The following is a 25,698-nucleotide window of genomic DNA, read 5'->3' as shown; positions in this document are numbered from 1 at the left end:
GTGACCAAGGAGTAGTAACATGCGCGTTAAAGGTATAACCCCTCAGGATCTGGCCGCTTACGGCATTCACGACGTTAGCGAAATCGTTCACAACCCGAGCTATGAACTGCTGTTTAAGGAAGAAACAGACCCATCTCTGGAAGGTTTTGAGCGTGGGGTAGTCACCAAGCTGGGTGCCGTCTCCGTCGATACCGGCATCTTCACCGGTCGTTCGCCGAAAGACAAATACATCGTCCGCGACGACATCACCCGCGATACCGTGTGGTGGGCCGATCAGGGCAAAGGCAAAAACGACAACAAACCTCTCAGCCCGGAAGTGTGGGCCGATCTGAAACACCTGGTCACCGAGCAGCTTTCCGGCAAACGTCTGTTCGTGGTGGATACCTTCTGCGGCGCCAACGCTGACTCGCGCCTGAAAGTGCGTTTCATCACCGAGGTGGCCTGGCAGGCGCACTTCGTGAAAAACATGTTCATCCGCCCGAGCGACGACGAGCTGGCTGACTTCGAGCCGGACTTCGTGGTGATGAACGGCGCCAAATGCACCAACCCGAACTGGCAGCAGCAAGGCCTGAACTCGGAGAACTTCGTCGCCTTCAACCTGACCGAGCGCATGCAGCTAATCGGCGGCACCTGGTACGGCGGCGAAATGAAGAAAGGCATGTTCTCGATGATGAACTACCTGCTGCCGCTGAAAGGCATCGCTTCGATGCACTGCTCGGCCAACGTGGGCGAGAAAGGCGACGTGGCGGTGTTCTTCGGCCTGTCCGGTACCGGCAAGACCACCCTTTCCACCGATCCTAAGCGTCAGCTGATCGGCGATGACGAGCACGGCTGGGACGACGACGGCGTGTTTAACTTCGAAGGCGGCTGCTACGCCAAGACCATCAAGCTCTCTGAAGAAGCCGAGCCGGACATCTATCACGCCATCAAACGCGACGCGCTGCTGGAAAACGTCACCGTGCTGGCCGACGGCAGCATCGACTTCAACGACGGTTCGAAAACCGAGAACACCCGCGTTTCTTACCCGATCTACCATATCCAAAACATCGTCAAGCCGGTGTCCAAAGCGGGTCACGCCACCAAAGTGATCTTCCTGACCGCCGACGCCTTCGGCGTGTTGCCGCCGGTATCGCGTCTGACCGCCAACCAGACTCAGTATCACTTCCTGTCCGGTTTCACCGCCAAATTGGCCGGCACCGAACGCGGCGTAACCGAGCCAACGCCAACCTTCTCCGCCTGCTTCGGCGCTGCGTTCCTGTCACTGCACCCGACGCAGTACGCCGAAGTGTTGGTGAAACGCATGCAGGCCGCCGGCGCCCAGGCTTACCTGGTCAACACCGGCTGGAACGGCACCGGCAAACGCATCTCGATCAAAGATACGCGCGGCATCATCGACGCCATCCTGAGCGGTGAAATCGACAAGGCGGAAACCGTTACCCTGCCAATCTTCGATCTGGCGATGCCGACCGCGCTGCCGGGCGTGAACCCAGAGATCCTCGATCCGCGCAATACCTACGCCAGCCTCGAGCAGTGGCAGGAAAAAGCGCAGGATCTGGCCGAGCGCTTCATCACCAACTTCGACAAATACACCGACACGCCTGCGGGCGCCGCGCTGGTTAGCGCCGGCCCGAAGCTGTAATTCGGTAGCGTTACCTCTTCAGCTAAGGCGCGGATCCCGCGCCTTTTTTTATTTTCATCGATTGCTTTTTAACCAGCAAGGCGAGAAAATAAGTCAATGCAATCATTGATAGCAAAGGAGGTTTAAATGGCGACTATCACCGTCAGAAATCTGGACGACGAAATCAAAGAGCTGCTGCGTATCTCAGCGGCGAAAAACGGCCATTCTATGGAAGAGGAAGCGCGCATGATCCTGAAACAGGCGCTGGTGAAAAAGCCGCCGCGCTATGGATTGGGTACCTGGATGCATCAGCACTTCGCCGAATTCGGCGGCGTTGAGCTGGAGATCCCACCGCGTGACGCCGTGCCGCCACGCATCGTCACCTTTGATGATGAAGATGACAACGCATGATCATTATCGACACCAACGTCATTTCAGAAACGCTGCGTCCCAGCCCGTACTACAACGTCATTAACTGGTTAAATGAAAAGGACAATGACGAGCTCTATCTCAGCGCCATTGTCCTCGCCGAACTGTTCAGCGGTGTCGCCTGCATGCCTGACGGCAAGCGCCAGCGGGATCTCAAGCTGAAATTGGCGGACGCCATTGAATTGAAGTTCGAGGGGCAGATATTGCCGTTTGATGGGCTGTGCGCGATGCAATACGCGGAATTGACGGCAAGGAATCGGCTGCTGGGTAAAGCGATGAGCGTGCCGGATATCCAAATCGCCGCCACCTGCCTGCATTACGGCGCCGCCCTGGCCACCCGCAATACCAAAGACTTCCTCCACTGCGGCATCGAGTTAATCGACCCGTGGCAGGCGCCGACCGGCCGTCGGTTGCATGAAGATGCGGCGGAATACTACGTGATGAGCAGGAAGTCCTGACGGGGCCGCAGCGGCGCGGCCCGCGCCAGGAGCGTCAGGCGTTGTCCCTGGCCGTCTGATGGCCGTTGGCCGACTCTTTTTTCTCCATCGGCAACGGAATATACGCGCGGATCAATAGCCCGCCGCGCTCGCTGGTGCCGATATCGAGTTCGCCGTCGTGCGCGTCGATAATACGCTGCACGATAGCCAGCCCCAGACCGGTGCCGCTGGTACTGCGCGCGCTGTCGCCACGTACGAACGGCTGCAACAGGTGCTTCAACTCTTCCGGCTTGATGCCCGGGCCGTCATCTTCCACCTGGAACCAGCCGCGCTGCAGCTCGCGGCCGCTGCTGACCTTGATCCAGCCGTTGCCGTAACGCGCCGCATTCACCACCATGTTCACCGCCGCCCGCTTAATCGACAGCGGATGCACGTTCATCATCAGTTCGCCCGGCGACAGCGCAGTTTCAATCACCCGCTCATAGCCGCTCTCCGCCGCGACCACCTCACCCAAAATAGCGTTCAGATCGCTGCTTTCTGTCGGCATCTCCTGCCCGGTGCGCAAATAATCGATGAACTGCTCGATGATGGCGTTGCACTCTTCGATGTCTTTATTGATCGACTCTGCCAGATAGCCGTCTTCGGCGCTCATCATCTCCGTCGCCAGCCGGATGCGCGTCAACGGCGTACGCAGGTCGTGGCTGACCCCGGCCATCAGCAAGGTGCGATCGTCCGCCAGTTGCTTGACGCCCGACGCCATCTGATTGAATGCGCGCGTCACCGACCGCACTTCGGAAGCGCCATACTCGCGCAGCGGCGGCGGAATAATGCCCTTGCCCACCTGCAGCGCCGCATGTTCCAGCTCCACCAGCGGGCGGTTTTGAATACGGATAAACAGCCAGGCGCCGCCGATCGCCAGCAGCATAATCGCCAGCGTATAGCGGAACAGCGGCGAGAAATCGCCCTGGTGGATTTCCGTCAGCGGCACGCGCACCCAGATATCGGGCTGCAGCCAGGTTTTCAGCCACACCACCGGGGAGTTCTTGTTCACCTCCACCCGCACATCGGTCGGCCCGCCGAGCTGCTGCGCCATCTGCTGGCTGAGGAACTGGTAGTGCTGCGCCCAGCGCAGGCCGCTCTCCTCCGCCGCCGAGTTGGTGTAGAGAGAAATGCCCAACTCGCGGTAGATCTCACGACGGAACGCCGGCGGCACTTCCAACAGCGTGCCGTCCTCCAGCTGCAGCCGATCGGTCATCAGCATACGCACTTCGTAAGCCAGTACCTTGTTGAACTGCTGCAGGCTGGGCAGGATGGCGAAGTTCAGCACCACCAGATAGGTCGTCACCAGGCTGACGAACAGCAAAGTGACGATCAACAACAGGGTTCGGGCAAACGAGCTACGCGGTGAAAAGCGCAATCGCCTCATGCCTTGCTGCCGTCCGGGACGAAGACGTAGCCGAGACCCCACACGGTCTGGATATAACGCGGATGCGCCGGATCTTCTTCAACCATGCGGCGCAGACGAGAGATCTGCACGTCGATGGAGCGCTCCATGGCGCTGTATTCGCGGCCACGCGCCAGATTCATCAGCTTATCGCGCGACAGCGGTTCACGCGGGTGGCTGACCAGCGCCTTCAGTACCGCGAATTCGCCGCTGGTCAACGGCATCGGCTCGTCTTCGCGGAACATCTCGCGGGTGCCGAGGTTCAGTTTGAATTTGCCGAAAGCGATCACCGCCTCTTCCTGCGAAGGCGCGCCCGGCAGTTCGTTCGCCTGGCGGCGCAGCACCGCGCGGATACGAGCCAACAGCTCACGCGGGTTGAACGGTTTAGGAATGTAGTCGTCGGCGCCGATTTCCAGCCCCACGATGCGATCGACCTCTTCGCCTTTCGCGGTGACCATAATGATCGGCATCGGGTTGCTCTGGCTACGCAGACGGCGGCAGATGGACAGGCCGTCTTCGCCCGGCAACATCAGATCGAGCACCATCAAATGGAAGGATTCACGGGTCAGCAAGCGATCCATTTGCTCAGCGTTGGCAACGCTGCGAACCTGGAAGCCCTGTTCGGTTAAATAACGTTCTAAAAGCGCGCGCAGGCGCATGTCATCATCGACAACCAGGATCTTATGATTCTCTTGCATGGTATTACTCCCAAAGGCTTTATTGCCTGACTCGAATATTGTTAGAAAACCTTGCCATTTGAGACAGCGTTTAATGGTATGTATTCTAGACGAAATTGTTACAAAGCTTATTCTTTTCCCCATTTATCAACAATTTTCAGTGAATGTCGACGGGGGTTCGTCAAAATTTCGCCCTTTATCGGCGCAATGTGGGGCAGCGGCCCAATTTTGTGCAATTTCGCCACCGGGGAAGCGCCCGGTGGCGTTCAGCTGTCGGGTCAGGAAGTCTGCAGGAAACGTGCCAGCTGCCTACGCAGCTGCCGGTTCTCTTGCTGTAGCGCATCAACCCGATCGAGCAGCGTCAGCGCCATGGCGATCCCCGGCCAGTCCAGATCCAGCTCGGCCCGCAGCCTGCGCGCGCGCTGCAGATGGCTCAGCGCCGGATAATCAAACTCCCAGCGCGGCTGCGCCGGCTCCAGCGGCACGATAACGCCCAGGCCGACGATCTCGACCAGCTCGTCCTCTGAAATCTCCACTCGCTGACACAACTCCACCACGGTGAAAGTGATCTCTTTTTTCATCATCTGCTTTACTCCCATTCCGCGCGCGGGTTGAACGCCGCCTGTTCAGCCAGTTCCCGCCACAGGGCGCTGGCCTTCTCGTTCGGCTTCGGCGGCATCACCACCTTGAGAATAACGTACAGGTCACCGGGCTCTTTCTTGCCCGCCAACCCTTTGCCTTTGACCCGCAGCCGTTTGCCGCTCTGGCTGCCGGCCGGCACAGTCAGCGCGATTTTGCCGGTCAGCGTCGGCACCTCAATGCTGGCGCCGAGCGCCGCTTCCCACGGAGCGAGCGGCGCCACGATGCTCAGGTTGTGGCCATCTATCTCAAACAGCGGGTGCGGCGCGAGGCGGATGACCAGATACAGATCGCCGTTTTGGCCGCCGCCCACGCCGGCAACGCCCTGCCCCTTGAGGCGAATGCGCTCGCCATCGCCCACGCCGGCCGGGATTTTCACGTTCAACGTTTTGTTGGCTTCGCTCACCTGCCGCCCCAGCTCGTCATACACCGGCAGCGTATAGGAGATCTCGCGGCTTTGGCCATGCAGCGTTTCCTCGAGGAACAGCGGCACCTCCATCTCCAGATCCTGGCCGCGGAAGCCATGCCCGCCGTGCGAGTGCGAAGCGGAGCGGTGCCCGCCCGCCGCACGCCCGCCGAACATGCTCTCGAAGAAGTCGGAGAAGTCTTGCGCGTCGGCGCCGCCGCCGTGCCATGAAGCGCTCTGCTGATAGCCGCCGTGATCGCCGCGCGCCTGGCGGCCAAAGTTCGGATCGTTGCGGTGCAGCCGGATCTGATCGTACTCGGCGCGGCGCTCGTCGTCCTTCAGCACCTCATAGGCTTCGGCCAGCTCCTTGAACTTGCTCTCGGCGTCGTCTTCAGTGCTCACGTCAGGGTGATATTTACGCGCCAGCCGGCGGTAGGCCGTTTTGATGGTTTTCAGATCGGCGTTGGGCTCAACGCCCATCGTGGCGTAGTAATCTTTAAATTCCATGCGGTAATACCTTCAATGTGTTGGGTTGTGCGCCAAAATTCCTTGTCTCTCTCGCCAGATATCCTCCTTTCGTCACATTCCTTTTCCGCTATCGCTAAGCATACTCCCGATTGTTAAAAGCTGCGCAAACTGAATAAAAACCGTGCGACAAGGCGCAGGCCCGCGCGCCATTTCTAAAGCCCCCCGCATTCACGTACACTGTGGCGGTGGCCCCATAAAGATAAATCACGATGAGAACTCAACTGATAACCCGTGAAGGGTATGACAAGCTCAAACAAGAGCTGGATTACCTCTGGCGTGAAGAACGCCCCGAGGTGACCAAAAAAGTGACCTGGGCCGCCAGCCTGGGCGACAGAAGCGAAAACGCCGACTACCAGTACAACAAGAAGCGGCTGCGCGAAATTGACCGCCGCGTCCGCTATCTGACCAAATGCCTGGAGCAGTTGAAGATCGTCGATTACTCCCCGCAGCAGGAAGGCAAGGTGTTCTTCGGTGCCTGGGTGGAGGTGGAGAATGACGACGGCGAGACCAAACGCTTTCGCATCGTCGGTTACGACGAGATTTTCGGCCGCAAGGATTACATCTCCATCGATGCGCCGATGGCGCGCGCCCTGCTGAAAAAAGAGGTCGGGGACATCGCCACCGTCAATACGCCGCTGGGCGAGGCACAGTGGTACGTAAATGAGATAAACTACCCGAAGTAAGCTTTCAGCTTTTTCCGAACCGCCGCCAACGCCGCCGCCTGAGCTGTTCTCCACGCCGCGGCCGCGCGGCGGCGGCCCGCCCCACTGGCATTTTCCGCGATCAATCCGTATAACTGTCCCCTGTTTATTCACCGTTCTCAATACAGATACCAGACCTATGAATGACCCACTGAGCCGCATTATTGCAACAGAACTGCAGGCCCGGCCGGAGCAAGTCGACTCCGCCATCCGTCTGCTGGATGAAGGTAATACCGTGCCCTTTATTGCACGCTATCGTAAGGAAGTCACCGGGGGCCTGGACGACACCCAACTGCGCCAGCTGGAAACCCGCCTGGGTTATCTGCGTGAACTGGAAGATCGTCGTCAGACCATCCTGAAGTCGATCGATGAACAGGGCAAACTGACCGAACAGCTGGCGGGGGCGATCAACGCCACGCTGAGCAAGACCGAACTCGAAGACCTCTACCTGCCGTACAAACCGAAGCGCCGCACCCGTGGCCAGATCGCCATCGAAGCCGGTCTGGAACCGCTGGCGGACACGCTGTGGCAGGATCCGCAACAGCAGCCGGAACAGCTGGCTGAACGCTACGTCGACGCCGACAAGGGCGTGGCGGACGTGAAAGCCGCCCTCGACGGCGCGCGCTATATCCTGATGGAGCGCTTCGCCGAAGACGCCACGCTGCTGGCCAAGGTGCGCGACTACCTGTGGAAAAACGCCCATCTGGTGTCCAAAGTGGTCGAGGGCAAGGAAGACGAAGGCGCCAAGTTCCGCGACTACTTCGATCACCACGAACCGATTTCCCAGGTGCCTTCGCACCGCGCGCTGGCGATGTTCCGCGGCCGCAACGAAGGTGTGCTGCAGCTGGCGCTGAACGCCGATCCGCAATTTGAGGAAGCGCCGCGCGAAAGCCAGGCGGAGCTGATCATCATCAATCACCTCAACCTGCGCCTGAACAACGCCCCGGCCGACGCCTGGCGCAAGGCGGTGGTCAACTGGACCTGGCGTATCAAAGTGCTGCTGCACCTGGAAACCGAGCTGATGGGCACGGTGCGCGAGCGCGCGGAAGACGAAGCGATCAACGTATTCGCCCGCAACATGCATGATCTGCTGATGGCCGCGCCGGCCGGCATGCGCGCCACCATGGGCCTCGATCCAGGCCTGCGCACCGGGGTGAAAGTCGCCGTGGTCGACGCGACCGGTAAACTGGTGGCCACCGACACCGTTTACCCGCACACCGGGCAAGCGGCCAAAGCCGCCGCCATCGTCGCGGCACTGTGCATCAAACACAATGTAGAGCTGGTGGCCATCGGCAACGGCACCGCTTCGCGTGAGACCGAGCGTTTCTATCTCGACCTGCAAAAGCAGTTCAGCGACGTCCGAGCGCAGAAAGTGATCGTCAGCGAAGCGGGCGCATCGGTGTACTCCGCGTCAGAACTGGCGGCGCTGGAATTCCCGGATCTCGACGTGTCGCTGCGCGGCGCGGTATCCATTGCCCGTCGCCTGCAGGATCCGCTGGCGGAGCTGGTGAAGATCGATCCGAAATCCATCGGCGTCGGCCAGTATCAGCACGACGTCAGCCAGAGCCAGTTGGCGAAGAAGCTGGATTCGGTGGTGGAAGACTGCGTGAACGCCGTCGGCGTCGATCTGAACACCGCATCGGTACCATTGCTGACCCGCGTGGCCGGCCTGACACGCATGATGGCGCAGAACATCGTCAACTGGCGCGACGAGAACGGCCGCTTCAGCAACCGTGAACAGCTGCTGAAAGTCAGCCGTCTGGGGCCGAAGGCCTTCGAACAGTGCGCCGGCTTCCTGCGCATCAACCACGGCGACAACCCGCTGGATGCCTCCACCGTTCACCCGGAAGCCTACCCGGTGGTGCAGCGCATCCTGGCCGCCACCGAGCAGGCGCTGCAGGACCTGATGGGCAACGCCTCGGCGGTGCGCAGCCTGAAAGCGGTCGATTTCACCGACGACAAGTTCGGCGTGCCGACGGTCACCGACATTCTGAAAGAGCTGGAGAAGCCGGGCCGCGACCCGCGTCCTGAGTTCAAAACCGCCACCTTTGCCGAAGGCGTGGAAACCCTCAACGATCTGCAGCCGGGGATGATCCTGGAAGGGTCGGTCACTAACGTCACCAACTTCGGCGCCTTCGTGGATATCGGCGTGCATCAGGATGGCCTGGTGCACATCTCCTCGCTGGCGGACAAGTTCGTCGAAGATCCGCACACCGTGGTGAAGGCCGGCGACATCGTCAAAGTGAAGGTGATGGAAGTCGATCTGCAGCGTAAACGCATCGCGCTGAGCATGCGCCTGGATGAGCAACCGGGCGAAGGTTCACCGCGCCGCGGCGGCAACGCGCCGGCACAGGCACGCGACAACGCCAACCGTTCGGCAGGCGGCAACAAGGCCAAACCGCGCAATGCGGCGCCGGCCGGCAACAGCGCCATGGGCGACGCGCTGGCGGCGGCATTCGGCAAGAAACGCTAAGTCAGAGCCAATAGGGCGGAGCCTGCTCCGCCCTTTCTGATGAATAAAACTTGCTGCATTTCTTGACCCGTCTCAATAAACCATCATCTTTTTATTTCCCGTTCCTGCGTGACCGCCCTCCCATTATTCAGGCAACAAAAATGCCTTCTGCAGCCATTTATTAACAACTCCGTTAACACGCATTTTTCATCTCGCGAATTGTGAGAGAAACACAAATGGTTACCGCTCGCATTACGGTGGAATAATGTTATCGAATTGCCTTTCAGCGGAAATAAATAAAGGGAAAAAGCCATCGATATTTGCAAACGAGAAAACTCGGCTACAAATACGTAACTGATTTAACTCGCCATTCTCATTTGTTCCCAAGTGCAAGCAGTGATAAAACATCGTTAATCAAGACAACGCCATTAAAAACTGCCGTCACCATAATAATTGGTTACAATACCCTTACTTTTTGTATTGAACGCGATAATGATAATTACTATTATTTGCGCTCACTTTATTGCATGACCTTATGGATGAATACCGCCGACGGCGTGGCATTTTCGCCGGCAACGTCCAATTATCATCAGCCCGATGTTCATCGGCACCCGGAAGGTTAATCACATGCAGCTTCAACCTAAACGCACGTATAAGATTGTCGGCTTTTCCGGTGAAATTGCGCCGGCCTACCGCCAGAAATTGTTATCGCTCGGCATGCTGCCTGGCTCTTCATTCGACGTAGTGCGCGTCGCGCCACTGGGCGATCCGATAGAAATTAAAACTCGCCGCGTCAGCCTGGTGCTGCGCAAGAAGGATCTGGCGCTGCTGCAGCTCGACGGCCAGCCCTGACCTCCGTTTGCCGACGCGCTCTTGCGCCGGCGCTGTTCTCCTTGAAGACGACACGCTGAACTATGAAAAAACTCACCATCGGCTTAATCGGTAACCCGAACTCCGGCAAAACCACGCTGTTCAACCAGCTGACCGGCGCACGCCAACGGGTCGGCAACTGGGCGGGCGTGACGGTCGAACGCAAAGAAGGCCATTTCACCACCCCGCAGTCCGACGTGCGGCTAGTCGATTTGCCCGGCACCTACTCCCTGACCACCATTTCAGAGCAAACGTCGCTCGATGAGCAGATCGCCTGCCATTACATTTTGAGCGGCGACGCCGATCTGCTGATCAACGTGGTCGACGCCTCCAACCTGGAGCGCAACCTCTACCTGACGCTGCAATTGCTGGAGCTGGGCATCCCCTGCATCGTGGCGCTGAACATGCTCGACATCGCCAAAAGCCAGCATATCGATATCGACGTCGCCGCGCTGTCGGCGCGCCTCGGCTGCCCGGTAGTACCGATGATCTCCACCCGCGCCGACGGCATCGGCGTGCTGAAACAGATGATCGACAATCATCGCATCAACGAACAGCAGGCGCTGGTGAACTACCCGCCGTTGCTGCTGAAAGCGGTCGCCACGCTGAGCAACGCCATGCCGCAAACGCTGCCGGCAGTGCAACGCCGCTGGCTGGCATTGCAGATGCTGGAGGGCGACATCTACAGCCACCGGCTGGCCGGTCCCGCCGTCGCGCTGCTGCCTGCGGCCATTCAGACGTTGCAACAGCAGGAGCAAGAAGACCCGGCGCTGGTGATCGCCGACGCGCGCTACCAGTCTATCGCCACCCTGAGCGACGCGGTCAGCAACTCGCAGCAGGCGATGCCCAACCGCCTGACCGATATGCTGGATAAAGTGATCCTCAACCGCTGGCTGGGCGTGCCGATCTTCCTGTTGGTGATGTACCTGATGTTCCTGCTGGCGATCAATATCGGCGGCGCGCTGCAGCCGATCTTCGATATCGGCTCGGCGGCGATCTTCATTCAGGGCATTCAGTGGCTCGGCTACACCCTGCACTTCCCCGGCTGGCTGACCGTATTCCTGGCGCAGGGCGTCGGCGGCGGCATCAACACCGTGCTGCCGCTGGTGCCGCAGATCGGCATGATGTACCTGTTCCTGTCATTCCTGGAAGACTCCGGCTACATGGCGCGCGCGGCGTTCGTGATGGATCGCCTGATGCAGGCGCTCGGGCTGCCGGGCAAATCCTTCGTGCCGCTGATCGTCGGCTTCGGTTGCAACGTGCCGTCCATCATGGGCGCCCGTACGCTGGACGCCCAGCGCGAGCGCCTGATCACCATCATGATGGCGCCGTTCATGTCGTGCGGCGCCCGTCTGGCGATCTTCGCGGTGTTCGCCGCCGCCTTCTTCGGCCAGGACGGTGCTGGGGTGGTGTTCTCGCTATACATGCTCGGCATCGCGGTGGCGATCCTGACCGGCCTGGTACTCAAATATACCCTCATGCGCGGCGAAGCCTCACCGTTCGTCATGGAGCTGCCGGTTTACCACGTGCCGCACCTGAAAAGCCTGCTGCTGCAAACCTGGCAGCGGTTGAAAGGCTTCGTGTTGCGCGCCGGTAAGGTGATCGTGGTGGCCAGCATATTCATTGGCGGCCTGAACAGCTTCTCGTTCAGCGGCAAAACGGTCGACAACATCAACGACTCCGCGCTGGCCTCGGTCTCCAAGGTGTTGACGCCGCTGCTGCAGCCGATGGGCGTCCACAGCGATAACTGGCAGGCCACCGTCGGCCTGGTGACCGGCGCGATGGCGAAAGAAGTGGTGGTCGGCACGCTGAATACGCTGTATACCGCCGAGCACATCAACAAAGAGGCGTTCGACGCCGCCAACTTCAACCTGCTCGATGAGCTGGGCGGCGCGCTGCAGGAAACCTGGGACGGCCTGAAAAACACCTTCAGCCTGAGCGTGCTGTCCAACCCGATCGAAGCCAGCAAGGGCGACGGCGAGATGGGCGTCGGTTCGATGGGCGTGATGAGCAGCAAATTCGGCTCCGGCATTTCCGCCTACAGCTACCTGATCTTCGTGCTGCTGTATGTGCCTTGCGTTTCGGTGATGGGCGCCATCGCCCGTGAATCTAGCCGCGGCTGGATGACCTTCTCTATCCTGTGGGGGCTGAACGTCGCCTACTCGCTGGCGACGCTGTTCTATCAGGCGGCGACCTTCAACCAACACCCGCAGTACAGCCTGACGGCGATCCTGGCGGTGGTGGTGGTGAACCTGCTGGTGCTGTTCGGACTGCGCCGGGCGCGCAGCCGCGTCACGGTGCGCCTGGGCAACGCCACGCCGGCGGCCTGTTGCCAGAGCGCCAAAGGGAGCTGTCACTGATGGCCAGGCTGCTGCAGGTGCGCGATGCGCTGGCGCTGCGCGGCAGCGCCCAGGCGCAGCAGCTCAGCCAATCGCTGGCGACGCCGTTGCCGCTGGTGCAGGCGATGCTGGATCGTTTGACGGCAATGGGGAAAGTGGAACGTATCGAACAGGATGGCGGCGCCTGTCTGAGCGGCAGTTGCAAAAGCTGCCCGCAGGGCCAGGGATGCAGCACGGTGTTCTACCGGCTGAAGGCCTGACGATCAGGGGCGCCGCAGCGGCGCCCCTTGCCGTTCAAGGCTTATTGCTTGTCTTTGTAAACTTCGGCGATGGCGCTGAATTTACCGTGTTCGCGGCCCGCCAGGATCACGTAGTATTGACCGCCCTTTTCGTCTGCCAGTTTGGACAGCTCTTCCTTGGCATCCATCGGTGACGTGGTTTCCGCCGTCGTGGTGACGGTGCCGATCTTCTCGTATTTACCCGGATTCTTATCCAGATCTTCCTTGGTCAGCAGGGTTGCCGCCATGGAGCCGAAAGACACCGAACCCAGCACTGCCGCTGCAATAATCATCTTCAATGATTTCATGACACTAACCTCTCAATGGATAATTTATCTGTTATGAAAGCCGTCAAGGATCCATGCGTAGTACCGCAGGCTGCCGCGACATCCTCAGGCCTCGTTGCTTTCCCTGACGGGGCCTGTTTCCCAGAGACGAAACGCCAAAATGAAAATCGCCGCACGCGGTCTTTTCATTTTGCAGCCAACGCATTGACTCACTAAGTATTGAACAGCTTTGTCTTTTATCCACCCGGCGGCGTTTTTTTTCGCGCTCTATCGTGCGTTTTCACGCTGCATTCAATGTGCTGCAATAAACGCTTCGATCATCGTCACAAATTCATCGGGATGAGAGATAAATGGCGCATGGGCGGCTTTGGCCACGATCTGCGACGTAGAGTTCGGCCAGTCGGCGTCGAGCAGCTCGGCGACCTTGCGCGGCACCAGCCCGTCCAGATAGCCGTAGATCCGCAGCAGCGGCAGCGTCAACTCCGCCAGCGGTGCACGCAGATCGGCTGTGCGCAAGATCTCCAGCCCACCGTTCAGCACCTCGACGCTCGGCGTCGGTTGGTTGAGCACCACCGCTTTCAGTTGGCGCGCATCCTGACGCGCGCTCTCGGTGCCCAGCGTCTGCAGCGCCAGAAAACGCTCGACGGTGCGCTGGAAATCCAGGCTCAGCTGATGCTGGAAACCGCTCAGCACGTCCGGGCGGATCCCCGGCCACTCATCGCGGGCGGCAAAGCACGGCGAGGAGGCTACGGTGATAAGCCCCTTGACTCGCTCGGGCTGCATCAGCGCCGCCTGGCTGGCCACCAGCCCACCGAGCGACCAGCCAAGCCACCAGGACTGCGGCGGGGCAGCCGCCAGCACGATTTCCGTCATCTGCTCCAGCGACAGGGCACCGAACCCCTGGCTACGGCCGTACCCCGGCAGATCGACCAGGTGCAGGCGAAAATGCGGCGTCAGTCGCGCCTGAATGCAACTCCACACTTCGGCGTTCAATCCCCAGCCGTGCAGCAGCACAAGATCGCGTTTGCCTTCGCCTATTGTTTGCCAGTACAGCGCTGTCATTGGTTATTGTCCTTTCATACTTATCCGTCACGGAGACGCTATGCTATCAATCCGCAGCCGTTGTTGGCTATGCCGACAACCGTTGAGCCTGATCCGTCATGGCATCTGCAGCTGTTGCCTGCGTCATCTGCCGGCCCACCCGCCGTGTTGCCCGCGCTGCGGATTGCCCGCCGGGAAGACGCGAACGCCCTGCGGCCGCTGCCTGCAACGGCCACCGCCCTGGCAACGGCTGGTGTTCGTCGGCGACTACGTTGCGCCCCTCAGCCAACTGGTAAAAAGGTTCAAGTTCCACCGCGCGCCCGAGCTGGCGCCGACGCTAGCGCGCCTGATGTTGTTGCGGTGGCAGCAGGCGCGCAGAGAGCAGTATCTGAACAGACCCGACCTGATTTTAGCGGTACCCTTGTATGCAACACGCTGCTGGCACCGTGGTTATAACCAGAGCGATCTGTTGGCCCGGCCGCTGGCGCGCTGGCTGGGCTGCACCTATCAGCCCGCCGCCTTGCGCCGGGTGCGCAAAACCGCCCCGCAACAGCGGCTGAGCGCCGGGGTACGCAGGCGCAATCTGCAACGCGCGTTCGTTTGCGTGGCATCGGTCGCCGGCCGGCATATCGCCCTGGTGGATGACGTGGTGACCACCGGCAGCACCGTCGCGCAGATAGCGGCGCTGCTGCAGCGGCAAGGCGCCGCCTCGGTGCAGATATGGTGCATTTGCCGCACGTTGTAGTGCCACGGCAATGGGCGTATTATAACCGACTATAGAAGTCAACTATTGAGCTAATGCTATGATCCGTATAACAGATACTGCACAGGAACACTTTGCCAAACTGCTGGCAAATCAAGAAGAAGGCACCCAAATCCGCGTATTCGTGATCAACCCGGGCACGCCGACGGCCGAATGCGGTGTCTCTTATTGCCCGCCGGACGCGGTAGAAGCGACGGATACCGAACTAAAGTTCGACAAACTGTCCGCCTATGTCGATGAGCTGAGCGCGCCGTATCTGGAAGACGCCGAAATCGACTTCGTGACCGACCAACTGGGTTCCCAGCTGACGCTGAAAGCGCCAAACGCCAAAATGCGCAAGGTCGATGACGACGCGCCGCTGATGGAGCGCGTGGAATACGTGCTGCAGTCGCAGATCAACCCACAGCTGGCGGGCCACGGCGGCCGCGTAACGCTGATGGAGATCACCGACGACAACATGGCAATCCTGCAGTTCGGCGGCGGTTGCAACGGTTGTTCGATGGTCGACGTCACGCTGAAAGAAGGCATCGAGAAAGAGCTGCTGCAGAAATTCCCGGAGCTGAAAGGCGTGCGTGATTTGACCGAGCACCAACGCGGCGAGCACTCCTACTACTAATCTCCGGCGCTCGCGCCGCGGTAGAGAACACAATGCCGGAAGGGGGAATCCGTTCCGGCATTGTCGTTTTCACCCCACCGACACCTTGCGGCGCCGCTTGTCCAAATCCTTCAGTAAGCGGTTTATGTGCGGGTCGGCAAACATCTCCTCCAGCGTCTGGGTCAGCTTGCGCCGCCAGTTAGGGTACTGATCGCTGGTACCGGGAATATTGACCGGATCGGCCATATCCAGCCAGTCTTCCGGCTGCAGGCCGAGCAAGGCGCTGGCGCTGTCGGCGACATAACGCTGCAGGCCGCGGTTGAGCAGCGGGCTCATGCCGAGCAGCGTCGCCTTCTTGCCCACCTTCTGCGGCACGCAGCCATAGCGATGCAATCCGTCCAGCAATCCCTGCTTGGCGCGTTCCCGATCGGCGAACAGCGTCCGCAGGATCTCCGCGTCCGGGTAAAGACCCAGCCGGTTGCCGAGCGTCAGGTCGTCGCTTTGCCAGTAGCCGCGCAGCGTCGGCAGATCGTGGGTAGTGATGGTCGCCATCGCCTGCACCGGATAGGCCTGCGGCGCGCGGAAATGGTGTTCGCCGTCGCTTTCGAAATAGAGCACTTTGTAGGAATAGACGCCGCTGTCGCGCAGCTTGCCGACGATTTCCACCGGCACCGTGCCGAGATCCTCACCGATCACCATGCAGCGGTGGCGCTGGCTTTCCAGCGCCAGCACCGCCAGCAGATCGTCCACCGGGTATTTGACGTAGGCGCCGCGATCGGCGGTTTCGCCATACGGGATCCACCACAGCCGCAACAGCGCCATGACGTGATCGATGCGCAGCGCGCCGCAGCTGGTCATGTTGGCGCGCAAAAGATCGATGAACGGCTGATACCCGCGCGCCGCCATCACGTGCGGATCCATCGGCGGCAGGCCCCAGTTTTGCCCCAGCGGCCCCAGAATATCCGGCGGCGCCCCGACCGACGCTTTCAGGCAGTACAGCTCACGGTCACACCAGGTTTCCGCCCCGCCTTCCGCCACCCCGACCGCCAGATCGCGATACAGGCCAATCGGCATCTGCTGCTGTTGACTCTGGTCAAAACACTGCGCGAACTGCGTGCCCGCCAACCATTGCAGCCACAGGTAAAAGCGAACCGCGTCCTGATGTTCAGCGCAGAACTGCCGCACCGCTTCGCTCTGCCCCTGCCGATAACGTTCGGGCCAGGCCGGCCAGCCCCACTGGCTGGCGTCTTTGGCCGCCAGATGGGCGTGCAGCGCATCAAACGCCGCCTGCTGATACAGGCTGTCGCCGCCCTCAGCCACAAACAGCTCGAACGCCTGACGCTGCGCGTCGTTCGGCTGGCGCGCCTGAAACAGCGGGAACGCCAGCTTCAGCGCCGCCAGCTTCAGCTGCATCACGGCGGTGTAATCCACCCACTCCGCGGCGCGCGCCTTGGCCAGCTGCTTCTGCGTCGCCGGCTTCTGCCACCAGCGCTGTGCCGCGTCGCTGCGCTGGAAATCCTCCACCGCGTTGACGTCGATATACGCCAGATTCAGCCAGCGGCGCGACGAGGGGCTGTAAGGGCTGGCGCTCTCCGGATTAGCCGGATACAGCGCATGGATCGGGTTGAGGCCAACGAAGGCGCCGCCGCGCTCCCCGACCTGCTCCACCATCAGACGCAGATCGCCGAAATCGCCGATGCCCCAGTTGCGATCGGAGCGCAACGTATACAGCTGAACGCAAGCGCCCCACAGCTTCTTACCGGTCAGCAAGGCGTCCGGCTCGAAGCAGCGTCTCGGCGCGACGATCACGCGGCATGGCCACTGCTGCTCGCCCTGGCTCAGCGTCAATTGGTGGTAACCCACCGGCAGATCGCCGGGCAGCGTCAGGGTCTTGCGCGCGCCGATGCGCCCCTGCAGGCATTCGCCGTCTTCACGTTGCAACGCCCACAGGTACTCGCCTTCACCCGCCGGGGTCAGCGCCAGCGGCGCGCCCTGATAGAACACCTTGACCGCCGGTAACGGCGGCGCCGCTCCTTCCTGCTCGGCATCGGTTCGGTTCATGGCCGCCAGCAGCTTGCGCTTGGTCTGCGGTTCAATCGCCTGCCGCTTGCCGTGGGCATTGATGAAATCGGCGGCGATCCCCGCCTGCGCTGCCGCCTGATCGATACGCTTGCGATCCATTCGCTCTCCTTAACGTTTGGCTTGCCAGATACGCTGCTGGTAATCGCGGATCGAGCGATCCGAGCTGAACATGCCGACGCGCGCGGTGTTAAGGATAGTCCGCCGCGTCCATTCGTCCCGATCGCGATACAGCTCGTCGACCCGGCGCTGCGCCTGGCAGTACGAGGCAAAGTCCGCCAGCACCAGGTAGGGATCGCCGCCTTCCAGCAGGCTGTGCAGCATCATGTCGAACGCGTGCTTGTCGCCGTGGCTGAAGGTGCCGCTCGCCAGCTCGTCCAGAATCGCCTTCAGGTGCTTGTCTTTCTTGCGGTAGCTGAGCGGATCGTAACCCTTCGCCACTATCGCCTTCACCTGCTCCACGGTATTGCCGAAGATAAAGATATTGTCTTCGCCCACCTGCTCGGCGATTTCGACGTTGGCGCCGTCCAGCGTGCCGACCGTCAGCGCGCCGTTCAACGCCAGCTTCATGTTGCCGGTGCCGGAGGCCTCTTTGCCGGCGGTGGAGATCTGTTCGGAGATATCCGCCGCCGGGATCATCAGTTCGGCCACCGACACGCGGTAGTCAGGGATGAACGCCACTTTCAGGCGATCTTTCACCAACGGATCGTTATTGATCTTCTCGGCCGCCTGATTGATGGCGTAGATGATGTTCTTCGCCAGGTAGTAGCCCGGCGCCGCCTTGGCGCCGAACAGGAAGACGCGCGGCACGATGTCCAGGTTGGGGTTGTCGCGCAGCTGACGATACAGCGACAGGATGTGCAGCAGGTTCAGGTGCTGGCGTTTGTACTCGTGCAGACGCTTGATCTGCACGTCGAAGATCGCGTCCGGGTCAAGTGTCAGCCCCATTACGCCGTGTACGTAATGGGCCAGCGCCACCTTGTTGTCGCGTTTGATCTGCTGATAACGCTGGCGGAACGCCGCGTCGTCGGCGAATTTTTCCAGCCCGCGCAGCGCGTCGAGATCGCTCGCCCACTCCACCTTCAGCGTCTCGTCGATCAGGCCCGACAGCGCCGGGTTGCACTGTTTCAGCCAGCGGCGCGGCGTGATGCCGTTGGTGACGTTATGGAATTTGTTCGGCCACAGCTGGTGATATTCCGGGAACAGATCTTTCACCACCAGATCCGAATGCAGCTGCGCCACGCCATTGACCGCAAAGCCACTGACCACGCACAGGTTGGCCATGCGCACCTGCTTGTCATGGTGCACCGCCAGTTTGGCCCACACCGCCTCGTCGCCCGGCCAGTGCTTATCCACCAATTTTTTAAACCTGGCGTTGATCTGTTTGATGATGGAGAAATGGCGCGGCAGCAGGCTGCGCACCAGTTTTTCATCCCAGCACTCCAGCGCTTCCGGCATCAGGGTGTGGTTGGTATAGGCGAAGGTGTTGCTGGTGATCGCCCAGGCCGCCTCCCATTCCAGCTGGTGCTCGTCCAGCAGAATGCGCAGCATTTCCGGAATGGCGATGGTCGGGTGGGTGTCGTTCAGCTGGATCACTTCGTACTTCGGCAGCTCTTCAATCTTGCGGCCGGCCTGATGGTGCTTGCGCAAAATGTCCGCCACCGAGCAGGCGCACTGGAAATACTGCTGCATCAGGCGCAGGCGCTTGCCGGCCTGATGGTTGTCGTTCGGGTAAAGCACCTTGGTCAGCTTGTCGGCTTCTACGCCCTGCTTCTCCGCCTGCAAGAATTTGCCGTCGTTGAAATCGCTCAGGTTGAACGGATGCTGATGGGTCGCCTGCCACAGGCGCAGCGGCTGCGCCACGCCGTTGCGATACCCCAGCACCGGCAGATCCCAGGCTTCGCCGCGCAGGGTGAAGGCCGGGCGCCACCGTTCGCGGCCGTCGGCCTGCTTTTCCAGCTTGCCGCCGATGCCCACGTCCACCGCCAGCGCGGCGTTGTGGCGGAACCACGGGTAGCTCTCGCGTTGCCAGTTATCCGGCGCCTCTTGCTGTTGCCCTTCGCGGAACGACTGGCGGAACAGCCCGTACTGGTAATTCAGCCCATAGCCGGTGGCCGGTTGTTCCACCGTCGCCATCGAGTCGAGGAAACAGGCCGCCAGACGCCCCAGCCCGCCGTTGCCCAGCGCCGGATCGGTTTCCTGCTCCAGCAAATCCGCCAGCTTGACGTTCTGCTCGGCCAGCGCCTGCTCGACGGTGTCGTACCAGCCCAGGTTGATCAGGTTGTTCGCCGTCAGCCGGCCGATCAGAAACTCCATCGAGATGTAGTTCACGTGGCGCAGCGGTTTGGCGCTTTTGCGCGGCGCCGGCTGTGCGGCCAACTGCTCGGCCAGCGCCGCACTGACGGCTTCCCACCATTGATGTTGCGTCATCTGCTGTGCGGAACTGAGGCCGAACCGTTGCCACTGACGGGCGAGCGCCGCCAGAAAAGCATCCTTCTTGAGCGTAGGCTGTGACATAAGGAAAACTCTCTATCCAGTAAGTGGGTCAAATTGCCGCTATCGTGCCGGTGAGAAAGTCTGACGGCATCATCCCGCCTGGGGATTAGCTGGGGAGGAGGATTGGGGCGTAGCTGGAATTGTGATCTCAGGCACTGTTTGACTCCCTTGCAACGATGCAAAAAAGCCCGCCAACGCGTGCGGCGAGCACTGAGAACGTTAACCATGACGTTAGCACAAGTATTCGCGCTGCTGAAGTTTTGTCCATGGCCGGAAATGCGATCCGCGACCGCATCGCCGCGCGCCGGCGCCAAACGTAAAAAAGTGTGATCGATAGCAACTTAACTCCAAGCCGATGCGGAAGCTTGTTGCAATACGTTTAGGGTTGGCAGAAGTTAGGGGGAGCTATTAATTACGAACCATAAAATAATTAGCGCCACTCCAATCCCGGCGGGAACCGCGATTTATACCCTGGAATACTATGCTGATCCCATCAAAACTGAGCCGCCCGGTACGGCTGCAAAATACCGTGATCCGCGATCGCCTGCTGGCCAAACTGGCCAGCGCGGGCAACTATCGCCTGACACTGGTCAATTGCCCGGCGGGATACGGGAAAACCACGCTGATCGCCCAATGGGCGGCCGGCAAGGCCGATCTGGGCTGGTATTCGCTGGATGAGAGCGACAACCAGCCGGAGCGCTTCGCCAGCTACCTGATTGCCGCGCTGCAGCAGGCCAGCGGCGGCCGCTGCGTCAAGAGCGAGGTGCTGAGCCAGAAACACCAGTACGCCAGCCTGTCGGCGTTGTTCGCCCAGCTGTTTATCGAGCTGGCCGACTGGCACCAGCCGCTGTACCTGGTGATCGACGACTACCACCTGATCACCAACGACGCCATCCACGAAGCCATGCGCTTCTTCCTGCGCCATCAGCCGGAAAACCTGACGCTGATCCTGCTCTCACGCACCCTGCCGCCGCTCGGCATCGCCAATTTGCGGGTGCGCGATCAGCTGCTGGAAATGGGCACGCAGCAGCTGGCGTTCACCCACCAGGAAGCCAAACAGTTCTTCGACTGCCGCCTGGAGGCGCCGATGGAACAGCAGGACAGCAGCCGCCTGTGCGACGAAGTCGAAGGCTGGGCCACCGCGCTGCAGCTGATCGCGCTGTCGGCCCGCCAGTCCGCCTCGTCGGCTCAGCTGTCGGCCAAGCGCCTGGCGGGGCTGAACGCCAGTCACCTGTCCGACTACCTGGTAGACGAAGTGCTGGACCACGTCGATGCCGATGCGCGCGCTTTCCTTCTGCGCTGTTCGGTGCTGCGTTCGATGAACGATGCGCTGATCGTGCGACTGACCGGCGAAGACAACGGCCAGCAGCGGCTGGAGGAGCTGGAGCGCCAGGGGCTGTTTATCCACCGCATGGACGACACCGGCGAATGGTTCAACTTCCACCCGCTGTTCGCCTCTTTCCTGCGCCAGCGTTGCCAGTGGGAACTGGCGCTGGAGCTGCCGGGGTTGCACCGCGCCGCCGCCGAGGGCTGGCTGGCGCTGGGGTATCCGGCGGAGGCCATTCACCACGCGTTGGCGGCCAGCGACGTCAGCATGCTGCGCGACATCCTGCTGCAACACGCCTGGTCGCTGTTCCACCACAGCGAACTGGCCTTGCTGGAGGAGTGCCTCAACGCGCTGCCCTATGAGCGCCTGATCCAAAACCCCAAGCTGGCGCTGCTGCAGGCCTGGCTGGCGCAGAGCCAGCACCGCTACAGCGAGGTCAATACCCTGCTGGAGCGCGCCGAGCGCACCATGCGCGAACAGAAAATCGAGATAGACCAAACGCTGCACGCCGAGTTCGACGCCCTGCGCGCCCAGGTGGCGATCAACGCCGGCAAACCGGAAGAAGCCGAGCGGCTGGCGACCGAAGCGTTAAAATTCCTGCCGCTGTCCAGCTACTACAGCCGCATCGTCGCCACCTCGGTGACCGGCGAAGTGCACCACTGCAAGGGCGAGCTGGCGCGCGCGCTGCCGATGATGCAGCAAACCGAACAGATGGCGCGTCGTCATCAGGCCAACCATTACGCGCTCTGGGCGCTGCTGCAGCAGAGCGAAATTCTTATCGCCCAAGGCTACCTGCAGGCCGCTTACGAAACCCAGGATAAGGCCTTCGAACTGATCCGCGAACAGCACCTGGAACAGCTGCCGATGCACGAATTCCTGCTGCGCATTCGCGCGCAGATCCTGTGGTCGTGGTCGCGGCTGGACGAAGCGGAAGACGCGGCGCGCACCGGGCTGAAAATTCTGGCGAACTACCAACCGCAACAGCAGCTGCAGTGCATCGCCATGTTAGCAAAATGCTCGCTGGCGCGCGGCGACCTGGACAACGCCAATACCCATCTGCAGCGGTGCGAAGCCCTTCTGCACGGCGCCCACTACCATCGCGACTGGCTGACCAACACCGACAAATCGCGGGTGATCCACTGGCAGATGACCGGCGATACCGCCGCCGCCGCCCAGTGGCTGCGCCATACCGAAAAACCCGGCATGGCGGACAACCACTTCACACAGGGCCAATGGCGCAACATCGCGCGGGTGCAGATCCTACTCGGCCAGTATGAAGAGGCCGGCGTAGTGCTGGATGAACTGAACGAAAATGCCCGCCGCCTGCGGCTGGTGAGCGATCTCAACCGCAATCTGCTGCTCAGCAACCAGCTGTACTGGCTGCAAGAGCGCAAGGGCGAAGCGCAGCAGGCGCTGATCGAAGCACTGTCGCTGGCTAACCGCACCGGCTTTATCAGCCACTTCGTCATCGAAGGCGAAGCGATGGCGCAGCAGCTGCGCCAGCTGATCCAGCTCAACACGCTGCCGGAGCTGGAGCAGCATCGCGCCCAGCGTATCCTGCGCGACATCAACCAGCATCATCGGCACAAATTCGCGCATTTCGACGAGAACTTCGTCGATAAGTTGCTGACCCACCCGCAGGTGCCGGAGCTGATCCGCACCAGCCCGCTCACCCAGCGCGAATGGCAGGTGCTGGGGCTGATCTATTCCGGTTACAGCAACGACCAGATCGCCGGCGAGCTGGACGTGGCGGCCACCACCATCAAGACGCACATCCGCAACCTGTACCAGAAGCTCGGCGTGGCCCATCGCCAGGAGGCGGTGCAGCAGGCGCAGCAGCTGCTGAAGATGATGGGGTACGGCGCGTAAAAACCCTGATATCCCTCTGGTCTTAAACGCCGCCGAGTTGGTTACAATAGCGGCGTCCCCCAATAACGAGGCAGTCAGCAGTATGGAACAGTTCGAAGCGATCAACGTTGAGCAGGCGTACACCCGCTGGAAAGAGGGCAGCGCCGCCCTGGTCGACATCCGCGATCCGCAAAGTTTTGAAGCCGGGCATACGCCGGGCGCCTTTCACCTCACCAACGCCACCCTGTCGGCCTTTATGCAGCAAAACGACTTCGAGCGGCCGGTGATGGTGATGTGCTACCACGGCAACAGCAGCCGCAGCGCGGCGCAATACCTGCTGCACCAGGGGTTCGACGCGGTCTACAGCATCGACGGCGGTTTCGAAGCCTGGGCCCGCCAGTACCCGCAAGACGTGGAAACCTCTGCCTGATCCCCGCCGCCCGCTGCGCATCGGCGGGCTTTCCCTTCGATTTTATGCGCGTTTTCGCGGGTTTTTCGCAGATCCGTTTGCCAGCGCTCAGGATTTCGACGTTATAATCGGCCGTCAGGGTCATCGGCGAGCAAGCCGCGGCCAAAATCATTCACTTACGACGGAAGAGCAATGGTTAGAGTAATCGCCATATCCAACCCGCGCTTGGCGCTGGCCTTTGTCGACTATATGGCGACCCAGGGCATCCGGCTTGAGCTGCGCAACAGCGGCGAGGCGGCGGAAATCTGGCTGGCCGACGACAGCCACCTCGAGCAGGTGCAACACGAGCTGCAGCAGTTTCTGGTCGATCCGCTCAACCGCCGTTATCAGGCCGCCAGTTGGCAGACCGGCCATACCGACGCCGGCCTGCACTATCAGAGCGAATCCTACCTGCACACCCTGCGCAGCAAGGCCGGGCCGCTGACGCTCGGCGTGATGGTACTGTGCATCGCGGTCTACATCCTGATGCAGGTGCTGGGTGACGATACCGTGATGTACTGGCTCTCCTGGCCGCAAGACAGCAGCCAATACACGCAGCTGTGGCGCTGGGTCAGCCATGCGTTCCTGCACTTCTCCCTGCTGCATATTCTGTTCAACCTGATGTGGTGGTGGTATCTCGGCGGCCAGATGGAAAAACGCCTCGGCGCCGGCAAGCTGTTCGTGCTGGCGGTAGTGTCGGCCTTCTTCAGCGGCTGGGCGCAATCGCTGTTCAGCGGCGCGCTGTTCGGCGGACTTTCCGGCGTGGTCTATGCGCTGATGGGCTATGTGTGGCTGACGGGGGAACGGGCGCCGGAGCGCGGCCTGATGCTGCCGCGCGGCCTGATGGTGTTCTCGGTGCTGTGGCTGGTGGCCGGATATTTCGATATTTTAGGAATGTCGATCGCCAACGCGGCACACGTAGCCGGTTTAGTGTTAGGGTTATTGATGGCATTTTGGGATACGCGTCATCGCGCACACAACGAACAATAACAGCCGGGAGCTGTGCCCAGCGGGCATGGCGGGCGTTTTAGGGGATTATCGTGAAGCAAACACAGCGTCATGACGCAATTATCGAGCTGGTGCGCCTGCAGGGTTACGTCAGCACGGAAGAGCTGGTGGAACATTTTGACGTCAGCCCGCAAACGATTCGCCGCGATTTGAATGACCTGGCCGACCAGAACAAGATCCAGCGTCACCACGGCGGCGCGGCGCTGCCTTCCAGCTCGGTCAACGCTGCCTATAACGATCGCAAGGTGATGTGGTCGGAAGAGAAAGCCCGCATCGCGCAGCGCGTCGCCAGCCAGATCCCGGACGGCGCCACGCTGTTCATCGATATCGGCACCACGCCGGAAGCGGTGGCCCATGCGCTGATGAACCACAAGAACCTGCGCGTGGTCACCAACAACCTCAACGTCGCCACCCTGCTGACCGCCAAGGAAGACTTCCGCCTGATCCTGGCCGGCGGCGAAGTGCGCACCCGTGACGGCGGCATCATGGGCGAAGCCACCCTGGACTTTATCTCTCAATTCCGCCTCGATTACGGCATTCTCGGCATCAGCGGCATCGATATGGACGGCTCGCTGCTCGAATTCGACTATCACGAAGTGCGCACCAAACGCGCGATTATCGAAAATTCCCGCTGCGTGATGCTGGTCACCGACCACTCTAAATTCGGCCGCAACGCCATGGTCAACCTGGGCAACATGAACCTGATCGACTACCTGTTTACCGACCAGCTGCCGCCGCCGAGCGTGATGAAAATCATCGAGCAGTACGACGTGCAACTGGAGCTGTGCTGATCCGCTGTTAACCTGCGGGGCGCGCCGCCGCCCCGTTTCCTACTCCCCGCCCTCTTCATCGACAGCCGTTTGCGCGCTCGCGCCATATCCACATCATTTATGTGACTATCATCACCAAACTGTTACCTCTATCACGCCTAAATGTTTTTGTTTGGTTAAGTCTTGGCTTGCTTGTTGGTTTTTGATTACAATCATGA

General features: G+C 60.8%; 22 protein-coding genes. 14 read left to right on the top strand and 8 right to left on the bottom strand.

Features of this window, described 5'->3' with window-relative positions; genetic code table 11:
- Positions 1-19: 19 nt before the first annotated feature.
- The 3 genes from pckA (at position 20) to QMZ29_RS11135 (ending at position 2,505) form a co-directional block, all read left to right on the top strand.
- Positions 20-1,639 carry a phosphoenolpyruvate carboxykinase (ATP) gene (gene pckA / locus QMZ29_RS11145; protein ID WP_043138920.1) on the top strand — a complete coding sequence of 540 codons (1,620 nt, stop codon included), beginning with the start codon at positions 20-22 and terminating at the stop codon, positions 1,637-1,639.
- A gap of 126 nt (positions 1,640-1,765) precedes the next feature.
- Positions 1,766-2,029, top strand: a complete 264-nt coding sequence (locus QMZ29_RS11140) for a FitA-like ribbon-helix-helix domain-containing protein (RefSeq protein WP_004930730.1) — start codon at positions 1,766-1,768, stop codon at positions 2,027-2,029.
- Complete coding sequence (locus QMZ29_RS11135; RefSeq protein ID WP_261427242.1) at positions 2,026-2,505, top strand: type II toxin-antitoxin system VapC family toxin; 480 nt, start codon at positions 2,026-2,028, stop codon at positions 2,503-2,505. The genes QMZ29_RS11140 and QMZ29_RS11135 overlap by 4 nt, the downstream gene beginning before the upstream one ends.
- Before the next feature lie 34 nt (positions 2,506-2,539).
- Here the strand turns inward: QMZ29_RS11135 and envZ are convergent, their stop codons facing one another.
- The 4 genes from envZ to cbpA form a co-directional block, all read right to left on the bottom strand.
- Complete coding sequence (gene envZ, locus QMZ29_RS11130) at positions 2,540-3,910, bottom strand: two-component system sensor histidine kinase EnvZ (protein WP_141972135.1); 1,371 nt, start codon at positions 3,908-3,910, stop codon at positions 2,540-2,542.
- Entirely contained in the window at positions 3,907-4,626 is a 720-nt protein-coding gene (gene ompR, locus QMZ29_RS11125; RefSeq protein ID WP_004709363.1) for an osmolarity response regulator transcription factor OmpR, read from the bottom strand. The genes envZ and ompR overlap by 4 nt, the downstream gene beginning before the upstream one ends.
- A 257-nt stretch (positions 4,627-4,883) precedes the next feature.
- Positions 4,884-5,189 (bottom strand): chaperone modulator CbpM, encoded by a 306-nt coding sequence (locus QMZ29_RS11120; RefSeq protein ID WP_004930739.1) that lies wholly within the window; start codon positions 5,187-5,189, stop codon positions 4,884-4,886.
- A 5-nt stretch (positions 5,190-5,194) separates the two neighbouring features.
- Positions 5,195-6,157 (bottom strand): curved DNA-binding protein, encoded by a 963-nt coding sequence (cbpA, locus tag QMZ29_RS11115; protein ID WP_025304550.1) that lies wholly within the window; start codon positions 6,155-6,157, stop codon positions 5,195-5,197.
- A 230-nt stretch (positions 6,158-6,387) separates the two neighbouring features.
- Here cbpA and greB point away from each other — a divergent pair, with 230 nt between their 5' ends.
- The 5 genes from greB to QMZ29_RS11090 all read left to right on the top strand — a co-directional run bounded on the left by greB (position 6,388) and on the right by QMZ29_RS11090 (position 12,800).
- Entirely contained in the window at positions 6,388-6,861 is a 474-nt protein-coding gene (greB, locus tag QMZ29_RS11110) for a transcription elongation factor GreB (protein WP_025304551.1), read from the top strand.
- 157 nt (positions 6,862-7,018) lie between these two features.
- Complete coding sequence (locus QMZ29_RS11105) at positions 7,019-9,352, top strand: Tex family protein (RefSeq protein ID WP_197811520.1); 2,334 nt, start codon at positions 7,019-7,021, stop codon at positions 9,350-9,352.
- Positions 9,353-9,958: 606 nt separating this feature from the next.
- Positions 9,959-10,183 carry a ferrous iron transporter A gene (gene feoA / locus QMZ29_RS11100; RefSeq protein WP_043139125.1) on the top strand — a complete coding sequence of 75 codons (225 nt, stop codon included), beginning with the start codon at positions 9,959-9,961 and terminating at the stop codon, positions 10,181-10,183.
- Between the two features lie 62 nt (positions 10,184-10,245).
- Positions 10,246-12,561 (top strand): Fe(2+) transporter permease subunit FeoB, encoded by a 2,316-nt coding sequence (gene feoB, locus QMZ29_RS11095; protein WP_197770984.1) that lies wholly within the window; start codon positions 10,246-10,248, stop codon positions 12,559-12,561.
- Positions 12,561-12,800, top strand: coding sequence for a FeoC-like transcriptional regulator (locus QMZ29_RS11090; RefSeq protein ID WP_025304555.1), 240 nt, complete (start codon positions 12,561-12,563; stop codon positions 12,798-12,800). The genes feoB and QMZ29_RS11090 overlap by 1 nt, the downstream gene beginning before the upstream one ends.
- Positions 12,801-12,841: 41 nt before the next feature.
- Here QMZ29_RS11090 and QMZ29_RS11085 read toward each other — a convergent pair whose 3' ends face one another.
- A complete protein-coding gene (locus tag QMZ29_RS11085) occupies positions 12,842-13,126 on the bottom strand; it encodes a YdgH/BhsA/McbA-like domain containing protein (RefSeq protein ID WP_004930765.1) in 285 nt (94 codons plus the stop codon).
- Positions 13,127-13,396: 270 nt separating this feature from the next.
- Positions 13,397-14,167, bottom strand: coding sequence for a pimeloyl-ACP methyl ester esterase BioH (gene bioH, locus QMZ29_RS11080; protein ID WP_197769806.1), 771 nt, complete (start codon positions 14,165-14,167; stop codon positions 13,397-13,399).
- Positions 14,168-14,207: 40 nt separating this feature from the next.
- Here bioH and gntX point away from each other — a divergent pair, with 40 nt between their 5' ends.
- Complete coding sequence (gene gntX, locus QMZ29_RS11075; protein ID WP_025304557.1) at positions 14,208-14,891, top strand: DNA utilization protein GntX; 684 nt, start codon at positions 14,208-14,210, stop codon at positions 14,889-14,891.
- A 58-nt stretch (positions 14,892-14,949) separates the two neighbouring features.
- The gene (gene nfuA, locus QMZ29_RS11070) at positions 14,950-15,525 is read left to right on the top strand and encodes a Fe-S biogenesis protein NfuA (RefSeq protein ID WP_025304558.1); all 576 of its coding nucleotides are present in this window, start codon (positions 14,950-14,952) and stop codon (positions 15,523-15,525) included.
- Between the two features lie 69 nt (positions 15,526-15,594).
- On the opposite strand, the gene malQ is transcribed toward nfuA, so the two are convergent.
- Together malQ and malP are read right to left on the bottom strand one after the other, a co-directional pair.
- Complete coding sequence (gene malQ / locus QMZ29_RS11065; protein ID WP_261427252.1) at positions 15,595-17,685, bottom strand: 4-alpha-glucanotransferase; 2,091 nt, start codon at positions 17,683-17,685, stop codon at positions 15,595-15,597.
- Between the two features lie 9 nt (positions 17,686-17,694).
- Complete coding sequence (malP, locus tag QMZ29_RS11060) at positions 17,695-20,100, bottom strand: maltodextrin phosphorylase (RefSeq protein WP_049205569.1); 2,406 nt, start codon at positions 20,098-20,100, stop codon at positions 17,695-17,697.
- A 460-nt stretch (positions 20,101-20,560) separates the two neighbouring features.
- Here malP and malT point away from each other — a divergent pair, with 460 nt between their 5' ends.
- The 4 genes from malT to QMZ29_RS11040 all read left to right on the top strand — a co-directional run bounded on the left by malT (position 20,561) and on the right by QMZ29_RS11040 (position 25,501).
- Entirely contained in the window at positions 20,561-23,275 is a 2,715-nt protein-coding gene (gene malT / locus QMZ29_RS11055) for an HTH-type transcriptional regulator MalT (RefSeq protein ID WP_261427255.1), read from the top strand.
- An 82-nt stretch (positions 23,276-23,357) separates the two neighbouring features.
- Positions 23,358-23,684: a thiosulfate sulfurtransferase GlpE gene (glpE, locus tag QMZ29_RS11050; protein ID WP_004930790.1), complete on the top strand. Its 327-nt coding sequence runs from the start codon at positions 23,358-23,360 to the stop codon at positions 23,682-23,684.
- A 171-nt stretch (positions 23,685-23,855) separates the two neighbouring features.
- On the top strand, positions 23,856-24,692 hold the full coding sequence (gene glpG, locus QMZ29_RS11045) for a rhomboid family intramembrane serine protease GlpG (RefSeq protein ID WP_043138958.1): 837 nt from the start codon (positions 23,856-23,858) through the stop codon (positions 24,690-24,692).
- 50 nt (positions 24,693-24,742) lie between these two features.
- Positions 24,743-25,501: a DeoR/GlpR family transcriptional regulator gene (locus QMZ29_RS11040; protein ID WP_004930797.1), complete on the top strand. Its 759-nt coding sequence runs from the start codon at positions 24,743-24,745 to the stop codon at positions 25,499-25,501.
- Positions 25,502-25,698: the final 197 nt, after the last annotated feature.

It is taken from the genome of Serratia sp. PF-27 (assembly GCF_030053255.1).
GTDB lineage: Bacteria > Pseudomonadota > Gammaproteobacteria > Enterobacterales > Enterobacteriaceae > Serratia > Serratia bockelmannii.
The sequence above is the reverse complement of the archived record's forward strand: the minus strand, read 5'-3'. Positions and strand labels throughout refer to the sequence as shown.